20 protein-coding genes are annotated in these 21,580 nt (G+C 39.1%); 5 read left to right on the top strand and 15 right to left on the bottom strand.

The genetic code is table 11. The features are described from left to right. Positions 1-24: 24 nt before the first annotated feature. Positions 25-588, bottom strand: a complete 564-nt coding sequence (locus DVJ99_RS00640; RefSeq protein ID WP_114602751.1) for an LOG family protein — start codon at positions 586-588, stop codon at positions 25-27. Positions 589-712: 124 nt separating this feature from the next. Here DVJ99_RS00640 and DVJ99_RS00635 point away from each other — a divergent pair, with 124 nt between their 5' ends. Continuing rightward, positions 713-1,051, top strand: coding sequence for a DUF4889 domain-containing protein (locus tag DVJ99_RS00635; protein WP_105993181.1), 339 nt, complete (start codon positions 713-715; stop codon positions 1,049-1,051). A gap of 135 nt (positions 1,052-1,186) precedes the next feature. Here DVJ99_RS00635 and DVJ99_RS00630 read toward each other — a convergent pair whose 3' ends face one another. The 4 genes from DVJ99_RS00630 to DVJ99_RS00615 form a co-directional block, all read right to left on the bottom strand. Then, positions 1,187-2,464 (bottom strand): cation:dicarboxylate symporter family transporter, encoded by a 1,278-nt coding sequence (locus DVJ99_RS00630; protein WP_114602750.1) that lies wholly within the window; start codon positions 2,462-2,464, stop codon positions 1,187-1,189. A 173-nt stretch (positions 2,465-2,637) separates the two neighbouring features. Further along, complete coding sequence (locus DVJ99_RS00625) at positions 2,638-3,540, bottom strand: EamA family transporter (RefSeq protein ID WP_114602749.1); 903 nt, start codon at positions 3,538-3,540, stop codon at positions 2,638-2,640. 216 nt (positions 3,541-3,756) lie between these two features. Next, positions 3,757-4,113 carry a DUF3139 domain-containing protein gene (locus DVJ99_RS00620; RefSeq protein ID WP_105993178.1) on the bottom strand — a complete coding sequence of 119 codons (357 nt, stop codon included), beginning with the start codon at positions 4,111-4,113 and terminating at the stop codon, positions 3,757-3,759. Between the two features lie 124 nt (positions 4,114-4,237). Then, positions 4,238-4,864 carry a nitroreductase family protein gene (locus DVJ99_RS00615; protein ID WP_114602748.1) on the bottom strand — a complete coding sequence of 209 codons (627 nt, stop codon included), beginning with the start codon at positions 4,862-4,864 and terminating at the stop codon, positions 4,238-4,240. Positions 4,865-5,024: 160 nt separating this feature from the next. Between DVJ99_RS00615 and DVJ99_RS00610 the strand changes: the two genes are divergently transcribed. Both DVJ99_RS00610 and DVJ99_RS00605 read left to right on the top strand, forming a co-directional pair. Further along, on the top strand, positions 5,025-5,462 hold the full coding sequence (locus DVJ99_RS00610; RefSeq protein WP_114602747.1) for a MarR family winged helix-turn-helix transcriptional regulator: 438 nt from the start codon (positions 5,025-5,027) through the stop codon (positions 5,460-5,462). Positions 5,463-5,612: 150 nt separating this feature from the next. Beyond that, positions 5,613-6,017, top strand: a complete 405-nt coding sequence (locus DVJ99_RS00605) for an Hsp20/alpha crystallin family protein (RefSeq protein WP_114602746.1) — start codon at positions 5,613-5,615, stop codon at positions 6,015-6,017. A gap of 97 nt (positions 6,018-6,114) precedes the next feature. On the opposite strand, the gene DVJ99_RS00600 is transcribed toward DVJ99_RS00605, so the two are convergent. Together DVJ99_RS00600 and DVJ99_RS00595 are read right to left on the bottom strand one after the other, a co-directional pair. After that, the gene (locus DVJ99_RS00600) at positions 6,115-7,389 is read right to left on the bottom strand and encodes a hydroxymethylglutaryl-CoA reductase, degradative (protein ID WP_114602745.1); all 1,275 of its coding nucleotides are present in this window, start codon (positions 7,387-7,389) and stop codon (positions 6,115-6,117) included. A gap of 5 nt (positions 7,390-7,394) precedes the next feature. Then, positions 7,395-8,546 carry a thiolase family protein gene (locus tag DVJ99_RS00595; RefSeq protein ID WP_114602744.1) on the bottom strand — a complete coding sequence of 384 codons (1,152 nt, stop codon included), beginning with the start codon at positions 8,544-8,546 and terminating at the stop codon, positions 7,395-7,397. Positions 8,547-8,657: 111 nt separating this feature from the next. On the opposite strand from DVJ99_RS00595, the gene DVJ99_RS00590 reads away from it, so the two are divergent. Both DVJ99_RS00590 and DVJ99_RS00585 read left to right on the top strand, forming a co-directional pair. Beyond that, entirely contained in the window at positions 8,658-9,827 is a 1,170-nt protein-coding gene (locus tag DVJ99_RS00590; RefSeq protein ID WP_114602743.1) for a hydroxymethylglutaryl-CoA synthase, read from the top strand. A gap of 207 nt (positions 9,828-10,034) precedes the next feature. After that, the gene (locus DVJ99_RS00585; RefSeq protein ID WP_114602742.1) at positions 10,035-11,240 is read left to right on the top strand and encodes an FtsW/RodA/SpoVE family cell cycle protein; all 1,206 of its coding nucleotides are present in this window, start codon (positions 10,035-10,037) and stop codon (positions 11,238-11,240) included. 133 nt (positions 11,241-11,373) lie between these two features. On the opposite strand, the gene DVJ99_RS00580 is transcribed toward DVJ99_RS00585, so the two are convergent. From DVJ99_RS00580 to DVJ99_RS00545, 8 genes are all read right to left on the bottom strand, one after another. Then, the gene (locus DVJ99_RS00580; protein ID WP_114602741.1) at positions 11,374-12,534 is read right to left on the bottom strand and encodes a nitrate/nitrite transporter; all 1,161 of its coding nucleotides are present in this window, start codon (positions 12,532-12,534) and stop codon (positions 11,374-11,376) included. Positions 12,535-12,838: 304 nt separating this feature from the next. Beyond that, complete coding sequence (gene nreC, locus DVJ99_RS00575) at positions 12,839-13,492, bottom strand: nitrate respiration regulation response regulator NreC (protein ID WP_105993376.1); 654 nt, start codon at positions 13,490-13,492, stop codon at positions 12,839-12,841. Positions 13,493-13,503: 11 nt separating this feature from the next. After that, positions 13,504-14,553, bottom strand: coding sequence for a nitrate respiration regulation sensor histidine kinase NreB (gene nreB, locus DVJ99_RS00570; protein WP_114602740.1), 1,050 nt, complete (start codon positions 14,551-14,553; stop codon positions 13,504-13,506). Then, positions 14,537-14,995 carry a nitrate respiration regulation accessory nitrate sensor NreA gene (nreA, locus tag DVJ99_RS00565; RefSeq protein ID WP_114602739.1) on the bottom strand — a complete coding sequence of 153 codons (459 nt, stop codon included), beginning with the start codon at positions 14,993-14,995 and terminating at the stop codon, positions 14,537-14,539. The genes nreB and nreA overlap by 17 nt, the downstream gene beginning before the upstream one ends. A 15-nt stretch (positions 14,996-15,010) precedes the next feature. Continuing rightward, positions 15,011-15,694 carry a respiratory nitrate reductase subunit gamma gene (gene narI / locus DVJ99_RS00560; protein WP_105993167.1) on the bottom strand — a complete coding sequence of 228 codons (684 nt, stop codon included), beginning with the start codon at positions 15,692-15,694 and terminating at the stop codon, positions 15,011-15,013. Next, positions 15,687-16,262 (bottom strand): nitrate reductase molybdenum cofactor assembly chaperone, encoded by a 576-nt coding sequence (narJ, locus tag DVJ99_RS00555; protein WP_114602738.1) that lies wholly within the window; start codon positions 16,260-16,262, stop codon positions 15,687-15,689. The genes narI and narJ overlap by 8 nt, the downstream gene beginning before the upstream one ends. After that, entirely contained in the window at positions 16,255-17,826 is a 1,572-nt protein-coding gene (narH, locus tag DVJ99_RS00550; protein ID WP_114602737.1) for a nitrate reductase subunit beta, read from the bottom strand. Before narH ends, narJ begins: the two co-directional genes overlap by 8 nt. After that, positions 17,816-21,490: a nitrate reductase subunit alpha gene (locus tag DVJ99_RS00545; RefSeq protein ID WP_114602736.1), complete on the bottom strand. Its 3,675-nt coding sequence runs from the start codon at positions 21,488-21,490 to the stop codon at positions 17,816-17,818. The genes narH and DVJ99_RS00545 overlap by 11 nt, the downstream gene beginning before the upstream one ends. Positions 21,491-21,580 lie beyond the last annotated feature (90 nt).

Genomic DNA, 21,580 nt, shown 5'->3' with positions numbered 1-21,580 from the left:
TTAATGCATGATGTCTATTTTTATTTAATTATATTTACGTGCATGCGGTGCTTCATAATGATGAATGAAATCTTCTAATGCATCAAAATCATCTGTAAACAAGATTAAATCGCGATCTGCTTGACTGACAAATCCTTCTTCCACCATTTGATCATAAAAGGCAGCCATTTTGTCATAATACCCTGATACATTAAAAAAGATACAAGGATTATCATTTTGGCCGATTCTTGCCCATGACACCATTTCAGTTATTTCTTCTAGTGTTCCGGGGCCGCCAGGCAATGCGATACATACATCACCTTTTTCAAGCATAGCTGCTTTACGTTCAGCCATTGTATCTACAATAATCAATTCATCTAAACCTTGATGTGCAATTTCCTTTTCTTCTAAAAATTTCGGCATCACACCGATGACATGACCTTTATGCTGCTTAATGGTATCTGCAAGTTTCCCCATCAAGCCGATATTCCCGCCGCCATAAACTAAACCATAGCCTTTTTGCGCCATCCATTCTCCTAATTGTTGTGCAGCTTGACGATATATTTCATTTTTGCCTTCGCTGGCACCGCAATAAACAATAAAATTCATATGCTGGGTCTCCTTTAACTTATGCTTATTTCATTATAACAAAGACGTCCTATTTATGATTCGTTGCAATTTTTCATGATTTTCGGTATATATAAAAGAAGAAAAAGAAAGGAGTTTTACATACATGAAAAAGAATGGTAAAACGCTCGGTATCGTATTAATTGCAGTCCTTGCAATCGCATGTGTCGTTTTAGTCATTATGATGATGACATCAGGCGAAAAAGAAACATATTACGGTATCATGAAAGATTCTAAAACAGTTGAGAAAATGGTACGCGAAAAAGATAACCATATTGAGGAAAACGTCAAAATTCAAACAGATGATCAATTCCAACCGAAAAAAGGCGACTTTGTCTTACTAGTTAAAAAGAAAGATTCTGATGAATTTTCAAAGAAAAAAGTCGTGCAGCATGATGATATTCCGCACGGTTTGATGATGAAAATACATGACATGAAACATTAATTCAAATACTGAAATATGGAGAGATAATAAAACCACCGATGCTTTTTTGGCACCGGTGGTTCTTCTTTTACAAATTAGTATGTCAGAAAATTAAATTTAGATTTAGGCTGTAAGCCTATTGACTTGCATTACTGCTTAAATCGATTTTAAGTACTCTTCTGATTTTTTCTTATCGAATACATTTTCCCATCTAGCAATAACAACTGTAGATAATGCGTTACCTACGACGTTAACACATGTACGTACCATATCTAAGATACGGTCGACACCGATGATTAATGCTAAGCCGGCTGCCGGTAAGCCCATAGAACCTAATGTCGTCAAAAGAACAACGATAGAGGTACCTGGTACAGCTGCCATACCTTTTGATGTAATCATAAGTGTAAAGATTAAGACTAATTGTTCGCCTAAGCTTAAATGAATACCGTACATTTGCGCTACGAATAGAGCCGCAATCGATTGATACAACGCTGAACCGTCCAAGTTGAACGTGTATCCGATTGGAATAACAAATGACGTAATATCTTTTGGCGAACCGAAGTTTTCCATTTTTTTCATCATTACCGGCAATACTGCTTCAGAACTTGAAGTTGAGAATGCCAATAAAATTTCACTTTTCAATACTTTTATAATATCAAATACACTGATGCCGCATAATTTAGCTACAATGCCTAAGACAACGACAACGAAGAAGACCATTGCGCCGACTACCACAAGTACAAGTTTCACAAGTGGAATTAATGCGGAAGCACCGAATGTCATAATAGTTACACAGATAAATGCGAACACGCCAAGCGGCGCTAATTTTAAGATTTTATTGATCATCCAGAAAGTCGCTTCTAACACTCCGCCTAAGAATGCTTTCACAGGTTCACCTTTTTCTCCGATTGCTGCGATACCTAAACCAAAGAATACCGCGAAGAAGATGATTGGAAGCAATTCTCCTTTAGCTAATGCTTCGAAAAAGTTCGTCGGAATGATATTTACAATGGTATCAATAAAATGATTGCCATATGTAGAATGTTCAGCTGCATGCGCTGATGACTCATATTTCGAAATATCACCTTTCGGTAATTTGTTCGGATCTAATCCCGTCCCCGGTTTAAATATGTTCGCGAACAAAACACCTAATGCAATTGCGATAGTTGTAATCACTTCAAAGTAAATGATTGTTTTAAGTCCGTAACGTCCGACTGTTTTAGATTCGCCTACACCTGAGATAGATAAGGCCAGCGAACAAAATACAACCGGAATAACAATCATTTTAATTAAGTTTAAAAATATATCACCAAGCGGTTGAATGTAATTCGCTATGTCTTTTTGTCCATATAGTAATAGTCCTACAACAACACCTAGAACAAGCGCAATCATAACCTGCACTGGTAAACTTATTTTTCTCTTAAATAAAGCCATTGATGCATCTCCCCTTTTTCTGACATTGTTTAATTATATCAGAAAAAAAATAATTAGGATAGAAAAGTTTAAAAGTTTAAGATGATTTTACACTAATAGTATAGAATTATATACTATATAAGTGGAATTAAACACCTATAGACTCTGATTACTTTCTATCCTAATTATTTAAGTTAATCTTTGACCACTGCTAAGAAGATAACCATCAATACGATGAATGAAACACCGACAACTTGCCATAATCCGAAGGATACCCCTAACCACACAACAGATAATAAAATCGCTGTTAACGGCTCGATTGTACCTAGAACACTGGCTTCTTGCGGATATAAGAATTTCAGACTGGAAATAAATAGCCAGAACGCAAACATCGTACCAATGATGACTGCGATAAATAAATAAACTAAAACTTTAAAATCCCAGTTTGAAATATCTACTTTCCAAAACGGATGCAGGAAGTTCAAGAATACCCCTGCGATAAACATTGCCCAGCCGACGACATTGACTGTGCCCCACTTAGCAAGCAGCTGTACTGGGAAGATCGTATAGAATGCCATCGCAAACGCAGACATAACACCCCAAATGATGGCCGGCATCGGTACAGATAAAGTCGCAAGCGATCCATTCGTCAACAGTAAGAATGTACCGCTGAGCGCTAATGTTACAGCAATGCCTTCTTTCCATCTGAAATTAATCACTTTAGCCGCTACTAAATATAAAATAATAATTACGGGACCTAAATATTGGAGCAACGTTGCGACTGCTGCGTTACCATAATGAATGGTTGCCATAAAGCAGTACTGCACACCTAACATTCCAATGAGTGAATAAATAAATAATTTGAGCGTATCTTTTTTATCTGCCCAAATTGTAATGGTCTTCTTACCTTCTAAGAAGAATGAAATAATAACTAATAGTAATCCGGATACTAATAAACGTACACCCACGAACCACGTGACCGGCAAGTGAATATGTTCAAATAACCATTGCGATACTGTCCCGCCAGCACCCCAAAAGATTGAACCGATAATCACTAATACAAACCCTGGCCAACGTTTTTGATTTCTGTGTGTCACAGGCGTCCCTCCTATCATGTTTTTTCTCTCTGCTGATACTAAAGGTGTTATATCCCATTTCGATAATCTTAATCAAACATTAATAAGTCGTGATACATTTTTCATACTGTTATCACGAATTTTTGAATTCAATCTTAATTTAACGCAAATAAGACACTAAACACAATACATGGTGTTTAATGTCTTAATCATTTTTATTCTAACATACTTGCTCGGTTATTTAAGCTTATAATTGTCATCAAAGAAATTATGTTTGGCTTTTTTGATGTGTTTTCTTGTTTGCGTATCAAATGCTTGTGCAAATAACCCTTTTGAAGTAGCCATCGGCTGAATTACATACGTCAATTCAGGTTCATCTTTGAACACTACTTCTTTATAGTAAACGCCGTCTTTCGCATTAAATTTCTTTTCTTCAGATTTGATTTTGTCTTGCAGATGATGTTCCGCAATATACTGATCAACCAATTTCAAGTTTTGTTTTCCTTGATACATTTTCAAACCAAAGAAAAAAACCGTTGCGACAATTAATGAACCAATAATTATTAAGATAATATGAAACACTTTTTTCTTCATCTTTAGACTCCTTTAGCCCTAAAAATCATACCTTTTAAACATCTCTATCTGTATAAGTATGAATGAAATTGCTCAACAATGTTACACATTTCCCATTATTGTAACAAAATTGTCGATAATCCGCTTAGAAATAACGTCTGAACGCATCAGGGTCTAAACGATACGTTTGGTGGGCTTCTTGGTCTGCTTTACCTACTGCTACAATCATAATCGGTAAATAGCGGTCAGAATCAAGTCCCAATACTTCCGCAATATTTTCTTTATCAAAACCGCCGATAGGGTTCGTATCATACCCATGCGCTTTTGCTACTAACATAAACTGCATCGCAAACAAACTGCAGTCGATATTAACGATTGATGTCATTTGCGGTAATGATAAACCTTTATAAAACGGAATGAATTTTGATAATAAATCTTCTTTTGTTTCTTTCGGCATATAGCCTTTATCTACATTGCCTTGATAAATCTGTTCGCCGTATTCATAGTTTTTAAGGTCGCCGAAGATAACAACCATAGCGGCAGAAGTATCATTTTGTCTTGTATTGAATTGTACGATAGGACGCAGCTTTTCTTTGCCTGCTTCGCTGTCAACAACCACTACTCTCCAAGGCTGCATATTGATAGATGAAGGTGCTAAAGCAGCTTTCTCCAGCATTTCATCCATTTCTTCATGTGAAATTTTGACATCCTTGTCGTATACTTTCACCGATTTGCGTGCTTTGAGTACATCATCAAATAATTGTTTTTCCATCTTTTGAACTATCTCCTTTATATATGTTTGTCTGCAAAAGATATGTTATTTCGCTCATTTGAATCATCATTCTTAAACACAGTAAATTATATGGATGAAATTACTTCTTGACAAGTGAAAGCGTTCATAATATCGTTGGTTTAAATAAGGAGTGATTTAATTGCATGAGTCTAACAACTTTCTGGAAAAACAATTATGTTTTTTATTCTATGTGTCATCTAAAGAGATCATCAAACGCTATACACCTCATCTAAAGAAGTACGGTTTGACCTATACCGCTTATATTGTCATTTTAGCGTTAGAAGATGATGAATCTATTAATATCAAATCATTAGGTCAGCGTGTTTATTTAGATTCGGGAACTTTGACACCTATGATCAAAAAGCTTGAAGCTAAAGGCCTTGTTAAAAGACTAAGAAAGCCTACAGATGAACGTAATCTTTTAGTCTCTTTAACAGAGCAAGGGGTTAAAACAAGACACGAAATTGCTAAGATTTCAATGGAAGTTTTCAATGATTTAGACATCTCATGGGAAGATGCTAAAACAATTAAATCTGTCCTTACGAAATTTATCGTTAACAACTTTACTGAAGAATAACACGAAAAGCCTCTAATTATCTATCACCTCTCCTATTTGGTATAATGAATCATAGAAACTCGCATAAGATTCACTGGGATTATCCCTGAAAATCAAGGGTAATGAACAAGAAAGCGGGATTTTATTAAATGAAAAAAGGAGAGATTTTAGATGCCTTTCGAAAGCAAACCAACTGACATTTTTAAAGAATTCGGACGCCAATTTATAGATCAGATTCCAACGGTCAATCCTGTTAAAACAGATATTAGAGAAAAAGATAACCAATATATTGTAAAAGCAGATTTACCTGGATTTGATAAAAAGGACATTAACTTATCTTACAACGAAGGCACACTTAAAATCAGTGCAAAACGTTCAATTGAAAGCCGCACTGAAAATGAAGAAGGCCGCGTAATCCAAAGAGAACGCAGCGAAAACAGTGTCAGCCGTGAATTCTCTTTCAGCAACATTGAAAGCGACGGTATCACAGCATCTTACAAAGACGGTGTCCTTACTGTGACATTGCCGAAAAAAGATGAACAAGACATCGCAGGTTCAAACATTTCAATCGACTAATAAATTTACGTTGCAAGTAAAAGCAGCGCATCCTGTTTAACAAGATGCGCTGCTTTTATTATGCTTACAGCTTTATATTATATTTCTGACTTTATGATTATCCTCTTAATTCTTTTAATAGTTCTTCTGCTTTAGCCATATTTGCTGTTTCTGCTTGTTTTAAAGCATCCGCAACTTGTTCGATTTCTGCACCTTTGGCACCTGCGACAATCGCAAGTGATTTATATTGCAGACTCATATGGCCTTCTTGAATGCCTTCAGATACTAATGCACGGCAAGCAGAGAAGTTTTGCGCAAGGCCTACAGCCGCTGCAACTTCGCCTAATTCTTGTGCTGAATCTACATGCAAGATTTCTTGAGAAAGACGTGCAATCGGAACGACTTTTGTACCGCCGCCGACCGTTGCCAATGTCATCGGAATCTCAATTGTACCTTTCAAACGGCCTTTGTCTTCAAGATATTCCCATTTAGTCATACTGCGGTATTGCCCTTCTTTGCATGCATAAGCATGTGCACTCGCTTCTGCACTGCGTGTATCATTGCCTGTCGCAAGCACAACAGCATGAATACCGTTCATTACACCTTTATTGTGTGTAACTGCACGATATGGATCTACATAAGCTAATACAGAAGCCGCTTCTAAGCGTCTTGCAATTTCAGCACCGCTCATTTCTCCGCGTGCTAAATCCTCAATATCGATTTCCCCTGAGACGCGCACAACCGACGCTGTAGCGTGATTAGACAAAATACTCATTAATACATTAATCTCAGGCCATTCGCCCTTCAAGAAGCCTGAAATGCCTTCTAAGATGGTATTCATCATGTTCGCACCCATCGCATCTTTCGTATCTACATAAACCTTCAATGAAACAAGCTGTTCATTCTCAAATGTGTCGACATCGATTTTACGGTAACCGCCGCCGCGTTTAAGAATAGATGGATACGCTGTATCAGCGATTTGATGGATTTGATCCTCTTTATCTAATAATTGCTCAGCTAATGCTTTCGGGTCTTTAACGTCCATAAAGACGATTTGCCCTATCATTAAGCGTTCGCTGGATTCGACTTTGAATCCGCCTGTTTTATTCACAAGTTTAGAACCGTAACTAGCAGCAGCGACAACAGATGGTTCTTCTACCATCATCGGCACCGCATAGTGTTTGCCTTCTACAATGATTTCTGGCAATAAGCCTACAGGCAATGCGCCTTGTGTGATTACATTTTCAATTAAGCTGTCCGCAACTTCTTCTGAAAGCAGCGGCAAGTCTAATAATTCTTGATGACTTTCTGATGAAATCCAGCCGTTGTCTTCTAAGCGTTGTAATTTATCTTGACGTGATAAATGTCGAAAATCTTTTCCCAATGCTTTCATTCTGACTACTCTCCTTTTTCAACTTCTAATGCTAAGCCTAAGCCGCCGCCGATACACGCTGTTGCAATACCGTTCTTTTTGTTTTCTTGATGCAATTCATGCACAAGCGAAGTTACCAGACGCGCACCTGAAGCACCAATCGGATGTCCGATTGCGACCGCACCGCCGTAAATATTCAATTTCTCATCCGGAATATGCAGATTATCTTGAACTGCAATACTTTGTACTGCGAAAGCTTCAGTCATTTCTACTAAGTCGATATCATTAATCGTTTGACCTGTTTTCTCAAGCAATTTAGATACTGCGTAGAATGGTGCAATACCCATGATTTCAGGATCGCATCCTACTTCTGCATAGTCGCCTAAAATACCCATAATTTCATAGCCGTTTTCACGTGCATAGTCCGCATCCATTAAAATCAGTGCTGAAGCACCGTCGTTAATACTTGAAGCGTTGCCTGCTGTTACTGTACCGTCTTCTTTGAAGATTGTATCCAATGTCGCAAGTTTTTCTACATTACTGTTGCCGCGGATACCTTCATCCGTTGTCATTTCTTCCCCATCAGCATCTTTTAACGGAATCATTTCTTGGTCATATTTGCCTGCTTCTGATGCTTCAAATGCTTTTTTATGTGATTTGACCGCAAATTCATCTTGTTGTTCGCGAGTCACTTTATATTGATCAGCAATACGTTCAGCTGTAATACCCATCGGTACATTTTCAAATGCATCTGTTAAACCGTCATGCATGAAACTCGGCACAGGTTTTTCTTGGCCCGGCAAAACAAGTTTCGGTGCATTGGTCATACTTTCAACACCGCCGACAGCAACAACTTTTGCTTCCCCTAATTGAATCAGTTGTTTACCTAGAATTACAGCTTTCAAACCAGATCCGCATACTTCATTAATAGTCATTCCAGGAGTGGTTGTAGGCAGACCTGCATTCACTAAAATCTGGCGTGCAGGGTTTTGGCCATTGCCTGCTTGCAAGACATTACCGAAAATAACATTTTCAATTTGATCTTTCGGCAGTTGGATAGCATCGATGGCTGCCTCTAGAGCGATGGTGCCAAGTTGTACTGCAGAATAATCTCTTAATTTCCCTCTGAATTTACCTACTGGTGTACGTTTTGCACTTACAATTGCGATTTTGCTCATAATTTAGTCTCCTTTTTTATCACTAGCTACTAATTTAAAATTGTATTTTTGTACTCTCTTTTGATATGATTTAAAGTGATTTAACATATCAAGAAAGGATGTTGGTTATTTATGACAATTGGTATCGACCAACTTAATTTTTATATTCCGAACTTCTACGTAGATATGGCTGAATTAGCAAAAGCACGCGACGTAGACCCAAACAAGTTTCTGATTGGAATCGGCCAGACTGAAATGGCTGTAAGCCCGGTCAGTCAAGACATTGTGTCTATGGGTGCTAACGCTGCTCAACCTATCATAACAGAACAAGACAAGAAAGATATTACGATGGTGATTGTTGCGACAGAATCTGCAATTGATTCCGCAAAAGCCTCTGCTGTACAAATTCATCATCTGTTGGGAATTCAACCTTTTGCACGTTGTTTCGAGATGAAAGAAGCATGTTATGCTGCGACACCAGCGATTCAAATGGCAAAAGATTATTTAGTACCACGTCCTAATGAAAAAGTATTAGTCATCGCAAGTGATACAGCGCGTTACGGACTGAACAGCGGCGGTGAACCGACACAAGGTGCTGGTGCAGTCGCTATGGTAATCAGCCACAACCCGCGCATCGCTGAATTACATGATGATTCAGTTGCATTTACAGAAGACGTTTACGATTTCTGGCGACCATCTGGTGAAATTTACCCGCTTGTTGACGGTAAATTATCTAAAGATGCTTATATCCATTCTTTCCAAGAAAGCTGGAACGAATACGCGAAACGTTATCATAAATCATTGTCTGACTTTGCTGCGCTATGCTTCCATGTTCCCTTCACAAAGATGGGTCAAAAAGCACTTGATTCTATTCTAACAGATACAGCGTCAGAAGATACACAAGCAAGACTAAATGACAGCTATAAATCTGCAACCGATTACAATCGTTATGTCGGCAACATTTATACAGGCTCATTATATCTCAGCTTGATTTCACTTCTTGAGAACCATGACCTTAACGCAGGCGATCACATCGGATTGTTCAGTTACGGTTCAGGTTCAGTCGGCGAATTCTATACTGCTACACTTTCAGATGGATTCAAAGATGCTTTAGATGTAGAAGCACATCAAGCCATGCTGAAAAACCGCAAAGCACTTTCTGTTGAAGAATATGAAACTTTCTTCAAACGCTTCGACAATTTAGAATTTGATCATGACCGCGAATTAGAAGTTGAACCTAAAGGTAATTTCTACCTTAAAGAAGTTTCAGACAATATTCGTTATTATGATACCGTAAAATAGTAAATAAAGCTTGTTAGAAGATAAGTTTTGAAATTAGAAGTCTTGGCTATGCTCAAGGCTTCTTTTTTTATGACTAATGTTTTTCATATTTCATTAAATTTCCACCTGTTTAAAGTGGATACTTGTTAACAAAATCTATATAATAGATATTTAATGCTTATATTTTGCACGTTTGTACAAAACAGATATACATAGAGGTGACTTAACGTGAAGAAATTTCTCAAATCCACACGGATTGCTATGAAAGGCGTAGACCTGAGTTTGATTGTGACCTTTATCCTGCTCGGCTTAATAGGGATTGTCATGGTTTACAGTGCAAGTATGGTGCCTGCTTCTAAAGGCTCTTTGACCGGCGGTCTCCCTGTTTCAAGCGACCATTTTATGAAGCGCCAAGCCATCTACTTTTTCATCGGTTTGATCATTATCTTTTTTGCACAGTTTGTCAGAATTGATTTTTTCAAATCATCTAATGTTCAAATCGTATTATTATTCGGTACCTTTTTCTTACTCGCTTTAACTTTATTAATCGGAAAAGAAATCAACGGTTCGAAAAACTGGCTCAGCTTAGGATTCTTCAGCCTTCAATCCTCAGAGTTTTTAAAACTCGCTTCAATCTTTTATTTCTCATACATTATAGACAGACGCTTAAATTCACGATGGGATTATAAAGTTAAGCATTTGATTCCGCCCTTGCTTCTGCTGGGCTTCGGGTTAGTTCTCGTCTTGCTTCAAGGCGACTTAGGCGGTACGATGCTGACTGTCGCGATTATCGCTTGCATTCTGCTTTACTCTGATATCAAAAATAAAGTAAAGCTCCAAATTCTCGGCATTGCGATGATACCTATTGTTATGTATTTGATTTACACATTACTGTTTGATGCGAAAAACATTTACCGCTTAAATCGGATTAACGTCTTCTTGAATCCATTCAAGTATGAAAACAGTGAAGGCTATCAATTAACCAATGCCTTGATATCTATCGGCAACGGCAAACTCTTCGGAAAAGGTCTCGGCAATGGTATTTCAAAACTCGGTTATTTGCCGGAGCCTCATACTGACTTTATCTTTACAGTTTTATCCGAAGAACTGGGGCTGATCGGTGTGTTCTTTGTTTTAGCACTCTACGGCTTTATCGTAGCCAAGTGTTTAATCTATGCGAACCGCACGAAGAACCACTTCTACAAATCTATTTGTATCGGTATCGGCAGCTATATCTTTATTCAAGCTTTCGTCAATATCGGCGGTGTTTCTGGAGTCATTCCATTAACAGGTGTAACATTGCCGCTATTAAGCTACGGCGGTTCTTCCATGTTAAGTGTCAGTATTGCATTTGCAGCATTGATCATGACCACACGCAAAATCAACCGTGACCGCAATCTCCCGGCTAAAACAAAACCATACATTATCAAATAAGATTAGGACTAGCGCATTGACTAGTCCTTTTTTCATTGCATTTACTGTATGAAAAAAGCACAACAGATGCCTCATCTTGCATCCATTGTGCTGCTGTCTTCAATATTTACATTTTCATTCATCCATTATGGGGTTAAACTAAGGCACGATTTCTTTTGCTTAAATGCCACATTGTAATTAATGCAATGACTCCAAACAATGCTAGGAAGATAAATGCTAAGTGGCTCGTACCTGTTAAGCTTGTCACATAAGTAATGACTAATGGCGGGAAGAAACCTCCAAGTCCGCCCATCATAGAAACAATACCGTTTGCGACACCTGCTTCTTTTTGGAAATAATGCGGTACTAGTTTAAAGACTAATCCGTTACCGATACCCGCACATGCACTGATCGTCAAACAACCGACTGTGAAGAAAAATATATCATTCGCAAAGCCTAAAATCGCAGCGCCGATAATCATAATAATGAAGTCGATTTTCAATGCTTCGACAGCATCGATTTTGTCTCCGATAATACCGCCTAAAGGTCTAAGCGTCGTCGCAATTGCGATGAAGACCCCTGCTCTGATACCCGCATCGACAGATGTAAGTTCGAAGTGGTCCACTAAATATTTCGGTAAGAAGATACCGAATGCGACGAATGAACCGAATGTGATGAAATACCATAAGCTTAAGTAGTATAAGCGCAAGTCTTTCATTAAATCTTTCGTTTGTGCAATTAAAGGAATTTTAACTTTAGGTTCTTTCGCATCACCTAAGAAGAACATTAAAATCGCAAATACTGCCATTACAATCAAGTAAAGTCTTACTGTAGATTGCCAACCGATCATACCTGCAATCGGCGGTGCTAAGAAAGAAGATACCGCAGTACCAAGGTTACCCATACCATAAATACCATTAGCTAACCCGACTTTTTCTTTAGGGAAATATTTAGGAATTGATGTAACACCTACTGAGAAAATAGCGCCCCCGACACCTAAGAAGAATCCAGCAATCATTAACATACTTACAGATTGCGCTTGGCTTAATAAAAAGATTGGAACGAGCAAAATAATAAAGCTGGAGAAGAAGACCCATTTGGCACCGATGATATTCGTCAAATAGCCGAATGGAATACGCAGTACAGATCCTAAAATAACTGGAATCGCGAGTACAATAGAAATTTGTCCGCTGGTAATTTTAATATCTTGTGAAATTAACGGCATTAATGGAGCGATAATACTCCAAACCATGAAACCAGCAACCAAACTCAAGGTTTGGACAGTTAATTGTAAACCACCTTTTGATTTGTTCATTTTTTTCACCCTAACATTTTTCATATCAATTAATAAGAAGAGCAGTACCCCACTGATATATTTTTTGAGTCGAAGTTATTTTATTTATCAGCTGGGAATACTGCTTACACTTTATATTTTAGTCTTTAGGTGAATTATTGAACATAAGGGCATTCCCTTAAATCCCTCGGCATTTCCCTAATCCCTTGTTTACGCTTAAACAACATAGCTTTTCTATTCATTTCCACCTATATTTTTCACAATACAGCCACAATTTGTGCATAAAAAAGAACCCATCATCACGATGAGTTCAATAAGCCTTGATTTAGAAATCAAGTAATTTTTTCTTAAGGGCATATTCTACTAATTCCGGTTTCGATTTTAATTCCAGCTTTTGCATAATATGCGTTTTATGCGCCTCTACTGTTTTAACAGATACAAATAATTTTTCAGCGATATCTTTATTTCCGTAACCCTTCGCAATCAGCGGCAAGATTTCAAGTTCGCGTTTAGAAAGAATTCTATACGGATCATTCGAACGTTTGGCATCTTGATCAGAATTATTTACAAATTCATTGACCAGAGATGTTGTCATCTTAGGGTCGATATAAGTATCACCGCGATAAACGGTGCGTACTGCCGAAATCAATTGTTCATCCGGAGCATTTTTTAAAATATAACCTTTTGCTCCGTTTCTTAAAACATGGAAGAGATACTCATCATCATCATACATCGTTAAGATGAGTATCTTAGTTTCCGGAAAACTTTCAACGATTTTACTCGTTGCAATTAACCCTGATTCTCCTGGCGGCATACTTAAATCCATTATTAATACGTCAGGGCGGTGCTGCATCACTTTTTGGTATGCTTCAACACCCTCAGCTGCGGTAGCAACGACTTCCATATCCTCTTGAAAGTTCAAAATCATAGAGAAGCCGGTTCTTACCACGGCATGATCATCTGCAATAACAATTTTCAACATCAAGTCTCCTATCGTTTATCAGTTATTGGAACTTCTAACGTTACAATTGTTCCGCGTCCTACTTGCGAATCAATATTGACAGAACCATTGACCAGTTCAGCACGTTCATTCATACCGAACAGTCCGAGTCCTGTGCCCTTCGCCTTATCTCCTAATTTAAATCCAATTCCCTGATCACTGACTTCAGCTATTATCGATGCTTCGCCTTGATAAAGTGAGATATAAACTGTGTCTACTTGCGCATATTTTAATGCGTTAAACATAGCTTCTTGAACAACGCGGTAGATGACGGTTTCAATTTCGCTGTCAAAACGCTGCGAAGAGAAATCGGTATGATACACAATATGCATTCCGTAATTCTTTTCGAATTGTTTGAAGTAAGAGCGAAACGCAGCATCCAATCCCAGATCATCGAGTGATGAAGGACGCAGTTCTACAGATAGGTTGCGTACATCATCGATTAAACGCGACATCAAACCTTCAATACGTTTAGAGTTATCAATCAATTCATCCTTGTCTTGCTGGTACTTCAATAAACGCAATTCCACATCTACGTTAATCAATTCTTGTACAATACCATCATGCAGCTCGCGAGAAATTCGCTTGCGCTCATTCTCTTGAGCTGAGATTGTTTTTTGCATCATCAGACGCTGATAGCGTCTATCTTGGCGTTCGATTTGCGGCGAGACATTGTGCAGTGTAAATGCATAAATCTCTTTGGTTTTATCAATGACTTCATAAGATGCTGTGAAAGGTTCAATCTTATCATCTTTGGTGCGCATAAAGACTTGGAAGCTGCCATTGCCGACTTCCAACGCTTCTAAGAAGCAGTTTTCGCATGACATTAAGTCAAACTCGTTTGAATAACCTTCGCATCTTCGGCAGATTGCATGCGTCATTTGACTGTAATCATTGTCTTCAGAAAAGACTTCTTCAGCAGCTTCATTTAAAGCAATGACTTGGCCTTTCTTATTTAAAAATACCATCTTTTCATTAGTGTTCAAATAATACTGCGTTAATAATTCTTTCAACTTCTCTTGATTATGCGTTGAACTCATCTCTAAAACTCCCTAGTTTGTCATTGATGCGGAAATCTTCACTGCCTTCAGGCAATGGACGGCCGTTTCTTTGGCCGAGCAGTAATGCACCATAGACACGATTATTATTCCATAACGGAATCGCAACCATCGAAGTCAATGCTTCGCTGAGTACAATGGGATAGCTTAACTTGTCATTAGGACTTAATGCAATATCTACATCATAAATAACCATTCTGGAACCTGTACGGATAACAAGACCTGCTAATCCTTTACCAGGGCGTAATACGATCAGTTGATAGCGGTTATTGATATTGCCTGAGGCATACTTCCACTTAATGACAGCACTATGAGAACTGTCTTCAGGCAAGGCAATCGCTGCAAAATCAAACTGGCCTTCTTCTCTGATATCATTCAAAGCAGCTTGATAATTAAAATATTCTGTCGCAATTACACTATTCAAGTTGTCTCCTCCAATCTAAGACTTAGCTTTATGCTTACGATAAATAATATAGCTTCGGTTCGCATAGCTTAGCGGTACACTCCACACATGAACCAATCTTGTAAACGGCCATAATGCGAAAATACCAAAACCTAAGAATACATGAAGCTTAAATGAAAATGGAACGGTTGTCATTAAATTTGCGTCCGGATTAAACATAAATAAATGTCTGAACCATACTGAAATCGTTGCACGGTAATCAAAATCCGGTGTTGTTGCATTTGTGACTAATGTCGCATAACATCCCATAAACACAAGCACTAGCAAGAAGAAGTTGACGACCATATCTGAAGCCGTACTAAGATGTCTGATGTTTTTAACCGATACACGGCGTGACGTTAGCAAAATCATTCCAATCAAAGTCATTATACCAAAGATACTGCCGATATAAACAGCTCCGAAATGATAAGTTTCATGTGTCACACCTAATGCTTCAAGCCATGAAGGCGGAATAACCAAACCTACAAAGTGCCCTGCAGCAACAGGAATAATACCTAAATGGAACAATAAACTGCCCCATTTCAAACGTTTCTTTTCAATAAATTCACTCGATTTTGCGGTCCAAGAAAACTGGTCATAACGAAAACGTGCAATATGGCCGATCACAAAAATCGCAATACATAAATAAGGGTAAATGACCCATAAAAATTGATTAAGCATGCGCAGTCACCTCTTCGCTGGGTTGTAAACATAATTTTAATGTCTTTCTTAATGCTTGAATTAAAGGTGCATATGGACTATCCATTTCTCTTAATTGGTTAAGCATCGCATACGTACCGTCTTCAATGACCATGATAATAAACTCAATATTGCCTTCTGCACGTTCATCATTCTGCCATTGTGCCGCATATAAAAATTCCAGCATTAAAGGCAAGAAGTCAGAGAGTTCATTGTCTACCATTTGAAGTCCGAACATTTCGTATAAGACTTTCAGCTTTGCGAGCATTTGTCCGCGTTCTTTCTGTGTATCGAATTTGTTATAAGTCATATACAGCGGTGCTTGTTTATTAAAATCAAATGTATCTGTGTAAAGTTGTTTGATCTCAGTCAACGGGTAACTTTGGATGCGTTCTCGATATTCCACCATCTCAGCATAAGCTGGATGGCGGCTGTCGAAAACCTCATCAAATGTCTTAGGATGGAATGTCAACTTTTCAGGGAAGTTTAATTGCTGCGCAAAATAACCAATTGACTCTTGAAATTGATAAAAGTTTTTCAGGTTAATCACGGAAAATCCCTCCATAGAAGCTTTCATTATATGCTTCTTGTCCAGTTTGTCCCGGTTTCATTGCGACTGGTGAACCGCAGCCTTCACAACCGCTTCCGCCGCCGTAAAGATTATCACTGAATTCATAGCCTTGGCTGCCTTGTGCTGCATAAGTGTCCATATATTGTTCTTTATGCGATGTCGGAATCACGAAACGATCTTCGTATTTTGCAATCGCAAGCAGACGATACATATCTTTCGTTTGACGTTCTGTTAAACCAAGACGGTCTAAACGATCTAAATCAAAGTCTTTGCCTGTAACTTGTGCACGCATATAACTTCTCATCATAGCCATACGCTGCAAGGCTTCTTTCACAGATTTTGTATCTCCTGCAGTCAATAGACTTGCAAGGTATTCAATCGGCAAACGCATCTCTTCGATAGCCGGGAAGATTGCATCTGGGTTCTTGATTGAATCTTTACCTTCGAAGTAGTTCATAATCGGGCTTAACGGCGGGCAGTACCAAACCATTGGTAATGTACGGTATTCAGGGTGTAATGGGAAAGCTAATTTATATTCAATTGCTAATTTGTACACCGGTGAGTTTTGTGCCGCTTCGATCCATTCCATAGAAACGCCGTCTTTCAACGCTTGTTCAATTACTTCTTCGTCATATGGATTTAAGAACAATTCACATTGTTTTTCATATAAATCTTGTTCATTTTCAGTCGATGCTACTTCATGTACACGGTCAGCGTCGTATAACATAACACCTAAGTAACGCATACGGCCTGTACAAGTTTCAGAACATACTGTCGGCAAGCCTGCTTCAACACGAGGGAAACAGAATGTACATTTTTCAGCTTTGTTTGTTTTCCAGTTGAAGTAAACTTTTTTGTAAGGACAGCCTGTCATACAGTAACGCCATCCGCGGCATGCTTCTTGGTCTACTAAAACGATACCGTCTTCATCACGTTTGTACATTGCACCTGATGGACATGATGCTACACAGCTTGGGTTCAAGCAGTGTTCGCATAAACGCGGTAAATACATCATGAATGTTTGGTCGAAGTCGAATTGGATTTTCTCTTCGATACGTTGGATGTTCGGATCTTCTGGTCCTGTAACATGTCCGCCGGCTAAATCATCTTCCCAGTTCGGTCCCCAGTGCAAATCCATTTTGTCGCCGGAAATCACTGAGTGTGCAGTCGCAACTGGAGAATGTTTGCCTGCTTTTGCAGTTGTCAGATGTTCGTAGTTGTAAGTCCAAGGCTCGTAGTAGTCTTTTATGACAGGCATATCCGGGTTGTAGAAGATTTTACCGAAAGCAATCTTAGACCAGCGGCTGCCCGCTTTAAGGTCTAATTTGCCTTTCTTGTTCAGTGTCCATCCACCTTTATAATGTTCTTGGTCTTCCCAGCGTTTCGGATAACCGACACCGGGTTTCGTTTCTACGTTATTAAACCAAATGTATTCTGCACCTGGACGGTTGGTCCAAGTATTCTTACAAGTGACACTGCATGTGTGACACCCGATACATTTGTCTAAGTTCAATACCATGGCTACTTGTGCTTTAATCTTCAAGCCAATCTACCTCCTTCATCTTTCTCACTGCTACATAAACATCTCTTTGGTTCCCAATCGGACCATAATAGTTGAAGCTGTAACTGATTTGGGCATAACCTCCGACCAGTTGTGTCGGTTTCAAGTGGATACGAGTCGGTGCGTTGTGCGAACCGCCGCGCATACCTGTAATTTCAGAACCCGGTGTTTGGATATGTTTATCTTGTGCGTGATACATAAACATTGTTCCTTTCGGCATTCTGTGCGATGTCACTGCTCTTGCAGTTACAACACCGTTTCGGTTATATACTTCTAACCAATCGTTATCGTTGATATCATGTGCTTCTGCATCTTCTTTAGAAAGCCAAACAACCGGACCGCCTCTGAACAGTGTCAGCATGTGCTGGTTATCTTGGTAAGTTGAGTGGATATTCCATTTACCATGCGGTGTTAAATAACGTAAGACTAAGTTATCTTGACCCCCGATAATTTGTTTGTCTTTCGTACCGAATACCATCGGCGGCAATGTCGGTTTGTATACCGGCAAGCTTTCACCGAATTGCTGGAAGATTTCATGATCTAAATAGTAGCTTTGACGTCCAGTTAATGTTCTGAACGGTACTAATCTTTCAATATTTGTTGTGAATGGAGAATAACGTTTATTGCCTTTGTTAGAACCTGAGAACACTGCAGTCGGAATTACTTCACGCGGTTGTGATGTGATATTTAAGAATGTAATCTTTTCTGCACTGCGGTCGCTTGAAATATCTGTTAAAGGCATACCTGTTTTCTCTTCTAAATCTTTATAAGACGCTTGTGATAATTCACCGTTTGTTGCTGAAGAGATGTTTAACACAACATCTGCAGCACGTCTTGCTGTATCAATACGCGGCAAGCCGTTTTTCACTGTATCGTCATTCCATGTACCTACGATATCTTTTGTTTCTTCGTATTGTTTCTTCACTGAGAAGCTGACACCGTGTGCGCCTAGCTTGCTGTTTTCAAGTAAAGGTCCGACAGACACATATTTATCAAAGATTAATGTGTAATCACGATCTACTACTGAGAAGCCAGGCATTGTTTTGCCAGGAATCGCTTCTACTTCACCTTTAGTCCAGTCTTTGACTTTACCGTAAGGTGTCGCAATTTCTTGTTTAGAGTCATGTGCTAATGGTGATGTCACTACATCTTTGAATGTACCCGGCATATGCACTTTCGCTAATTCTGAAATTGATTTGCTGAGTGATTTGAAGATATCCCAGTCAGAACGTGATTCCCATAACGGATCAATGGCCGGATTGAATGGGTGTACGAATGGATGCATATCTGTTGAAGATAAGTCATGTTTTTCATACCAAGTTGCTGCTGGTAAAACGATATCTGCTTTTAATGGTGTAGATGTCATACGGAAATCTAAAGCCACAATCAAATCTAATTTACCTTGTACTTCATCACGCCAAATCATTTCTTCTGGTTTATCTGTTTCATTTGCTTCTGCAAGCAATCCTGAGCTTGTACCAAGCATATGTTTCATGAAGTATTCTTGACCTTTTGCTGAACTTGATAATAAGTTCGAACGCCAGATGAATAATGATTTCGGATGGTTTTTGCGTAAATCCGGATCTTCAATCGCAAATTTCGTTTCGCGGTTTTTCACTGAATCTACAGCACGTTTTAAAATAGCTTCGTTCGTAAACTCTCCCGCTTCTTTCGCTTCTTCGCCGAATTTCAAACTGTTTGTATCGAATTGCGGATACGAAGGAAGCCAGCCTAAGCGTGCAGCAGTTACGTTATAATCAGCCGGGTGCTGATGTTTCAGATTTTCAGCTAACGGCGATGCTAATTTATCAACACCTGATTCTTCGTATTTCCATTGGTCAGTTGTGAAGTAGAACCAGCTTGTACCGTTTTGAAGACGCGGCGGACCTTGCCAGTCTTTCGCAAAGGCAATTGTGCTCCACCCTTCAATCGGACGGCATTTTTCTTGTCCTACATAGTGTGCCCAGCCTCCGCCGTTGACACCTTGACAGCCGCACAGCATTACTAAGTTCAATATAGAACGGTAAATCGTATCTGAGTTGAACCAGTGGTTGATACCGGCACCCATGATAATCATTGAGCGGCCGCCTGTATCAATCGCATTTTGCGCAAATTCAGTCGCAACTTGTGTGACTACTTTCGGTTTAATGCCTGCGACTGCTTCTTGCCATGCTGGTGTGTAGTGTGTAGAAGCATCGTCGAAACCTTTTGCTTCTAACTCATGACCGAAACGGCGGATACCGTATTGGCTTGTCATTAAGTCGTATACAGTCGCAACTTTTACTGTTTTGCCGTTAGCTAATGTCACTGTACGTGATGCAATCGGACGTTCGAAGATACCGTTGCCCTCATTGTCGAAATAAGGGAATTTCATAAGTTCTAATTCATAATCGCTGTCCGCAACTGTTAATGCCGGATCAATTTTAGAACCGTCTTCATTTTCGAGTTTCAAGTTCCATTGTTTGCCTTCTTCCCAGCGTTGACCCATTGTACCGTTCGGAACGATAATTTCATTTGTTTCATTATCTAGAATTACTGGTTTCCATTCGTTATTTTCAGATTCCATGCCTAAATCGCTTGCACGTAAGAAACGCCCTGCTTTATAGCCGCCTTCATGCTCATCAAACATAATCAAGAACGGCATATCCGTATATTGTTTCGCATAGTTGATAAACATTTCAGAAGGTTCATCTACATAATATTTTTGTAAAATAACATGTGTCATCGCTTGTGCAATTGCTGCGTCAGTACCAGGATTCGGTGCTAACCAGTTATCTGCGAATTTAACGTTTTCTGCATAGTCTGGCGCAACAGATACTACTTTTGTACCTTTATAACGTACTTCAGTCATAAAGTGGGCATCTGGTGTACGTGTTAACGGTACGTTAGAACCCCACATAATAATGTAGTTTGCGTTATACCAGTCACTTGATTCAGGTACGTCTGTTTGTTCACCCCAGATTTGCGGTGATGCTGGCGGTAAATCGGCATACCAATCATAGAAACTTAACATTTCTCCGCCTAATAAGTTGACAAAACGTGCACCTGATGCATAACTCAGCATCGACATTGCCGGGATCGGTGTGAAACCAGCAATACGGTCAGGACCGTCTTTCTTAATTGTGTAAAGCAATTGTGCTGCAATCAGCTGCAAGACATCTTTCCAAGCTACACGTATATGTCCGCCTTTACCGCGGGCATTTTTATAAATCTTTGCTTTTTCTTCATCTTCAACGATTGAAGCCCATGCCGCAATCATGTTTCCGTTGTTTTCTTCTAAAGCCGTTGTCCAAAGTTCCCATAATTTACCTCTGATATATGGGTAGCGGACACGCAGCGGGCTGTATTCATACCATGAGAATGAGGCACCGCGAGGGCATCCGCGCGGTTCAAACTCTGGCATATCAGGGCCGCAGCTTGGATAGTCGATTTGTTGGTTTTCCCAAGTAATCACGCCATTCTTAACGAATACTTTCCATGAACAAGAACCTGTACAGTTCACCCCGTGTGTTGTTCTGACTACTTTATCGTGGCTCCAACGTTCACGATACATTTTTTCCCATTCTCTGCTTTTGTTTTCTAATACAGACCAATTACCATTAAATTTTTCTGTAGGCTTAAAAAAATTCATTCCAAATTTTGCCATGTCTAACATCCTCTCATCTCAATTACTCTGCGTACTAGGCTGTTAACTTCTAAAGTTACTGTTTTCATCTTACTTTTATTGTACGTTTCA

This window comes from Staphylococcus sp. EZ-P03, assembly GCF_003344575.1.
Taxonomy (GTDB): domain Bacteria; phylum Bacillota; class Bacilli; order Staphylococcales; family Staphylococcaceae; genus Staphylococcus; species Staphylococcus simulans_B.
Note: the sequence above shows the minus strand (reverse complement) of the source record. Positions and strands in the feature narration are given on the sequence as shown.

Excerpts from the sequence above, each read along its gene's own strand:
- DVJ99_RS00640 (WP_114602751.1), bottom strand. The coding sequence starts at position 588 with ATGAATTTTATTGTTTATTGCGGTGCCAGCGAAGGCAAAAATGAAATA.
- DVJ99_RS00635 (WP_105993181.1), top strand. The coding sequence starts at position 713 with ATGAAAAAGAATGGTAAAACGCTCGGTATCGTATTAATTGCAGTCCTT.
- DVJ99_RS00630 (WP_114602750.1), bottom strand. The coding sequence starts at position 2,464 with ATGGCTTTATTTAAGAGAAAAATAAGTTTACCAGTGCAGGTTATGATT.
- DVJ99_RS00620 (WP_105993178.1), bottom strand. The coding sequence starts at position 4,113 with ATGAAGAAAAAAGTGTTTCATATTATCTTAATAATTATTGGTTCATTA.
- DVJ99_RS00615 (WP_114602748.1), bottom strand. The coding sequence starts at position 4,864 with ATGGAAAAACAATTATTTGATGATGTACTCAAAGCACGCAAATCGGTG.
- DVJ99_RS00605 (WP_114602746.1), top strand. The coding sequence starts at position 5,613 with ATGCCTTTCGAAAGCAAACCAACTGACATTTTTAAAGAATTCGGACGC.
- DVJ99_RS00600 (WP_114602745.1), bottom strand. The coding sequence starts at position 7,389 with ATGAAAGCATTGGGAAAAGATTTTCGACATTTATCACGTCAAGATAAA.
- DVJ99_RS00595 (WP_114602744.1), bottom strand. The coding sequence starts at position 8,546 with ATGAGCAAAATCGCAATTGTAAGTGCAAAACGTACACCAGTAGGTAAA.
- DVJ99_RS00590 (WP_114602743.1), top strand. The coding sequence starts at position 8,658 with ATGACAATTGGTATCGACCAACTTAATTTTTATATTCCGAACTTCTAC.
- DVJ99_RS00580 (WP_114602741.1), bottom strand. The coding sequence starts at position 12,534 with ATGAACAAATCAAAAGGTGGTTTACAATTAACTGTCCAAACCTTGAGT.
- nreB (WP_114602740.1), bottom strand. The coding sequence starts at position 14,553 with ATGAGTTCAACGCATAATCAAGAGAAGTTGAAAGAATTATTAACGCAG.
- narI (WP_105993167.1), bottom strand. The coding sequence starts at position 15,694 with ATGCTTAATCAATTTTTATGGGTCATTTACCCTTATTTATGTATTGCG.
- DVJ99_RS00545 (WP_114602736.1), bottom strand. The coding sequence starts at position 21,490 with ATGGCAAAATTTGGAATGAATTTTTTTAAGCCTACAGAAAAATTTAAT.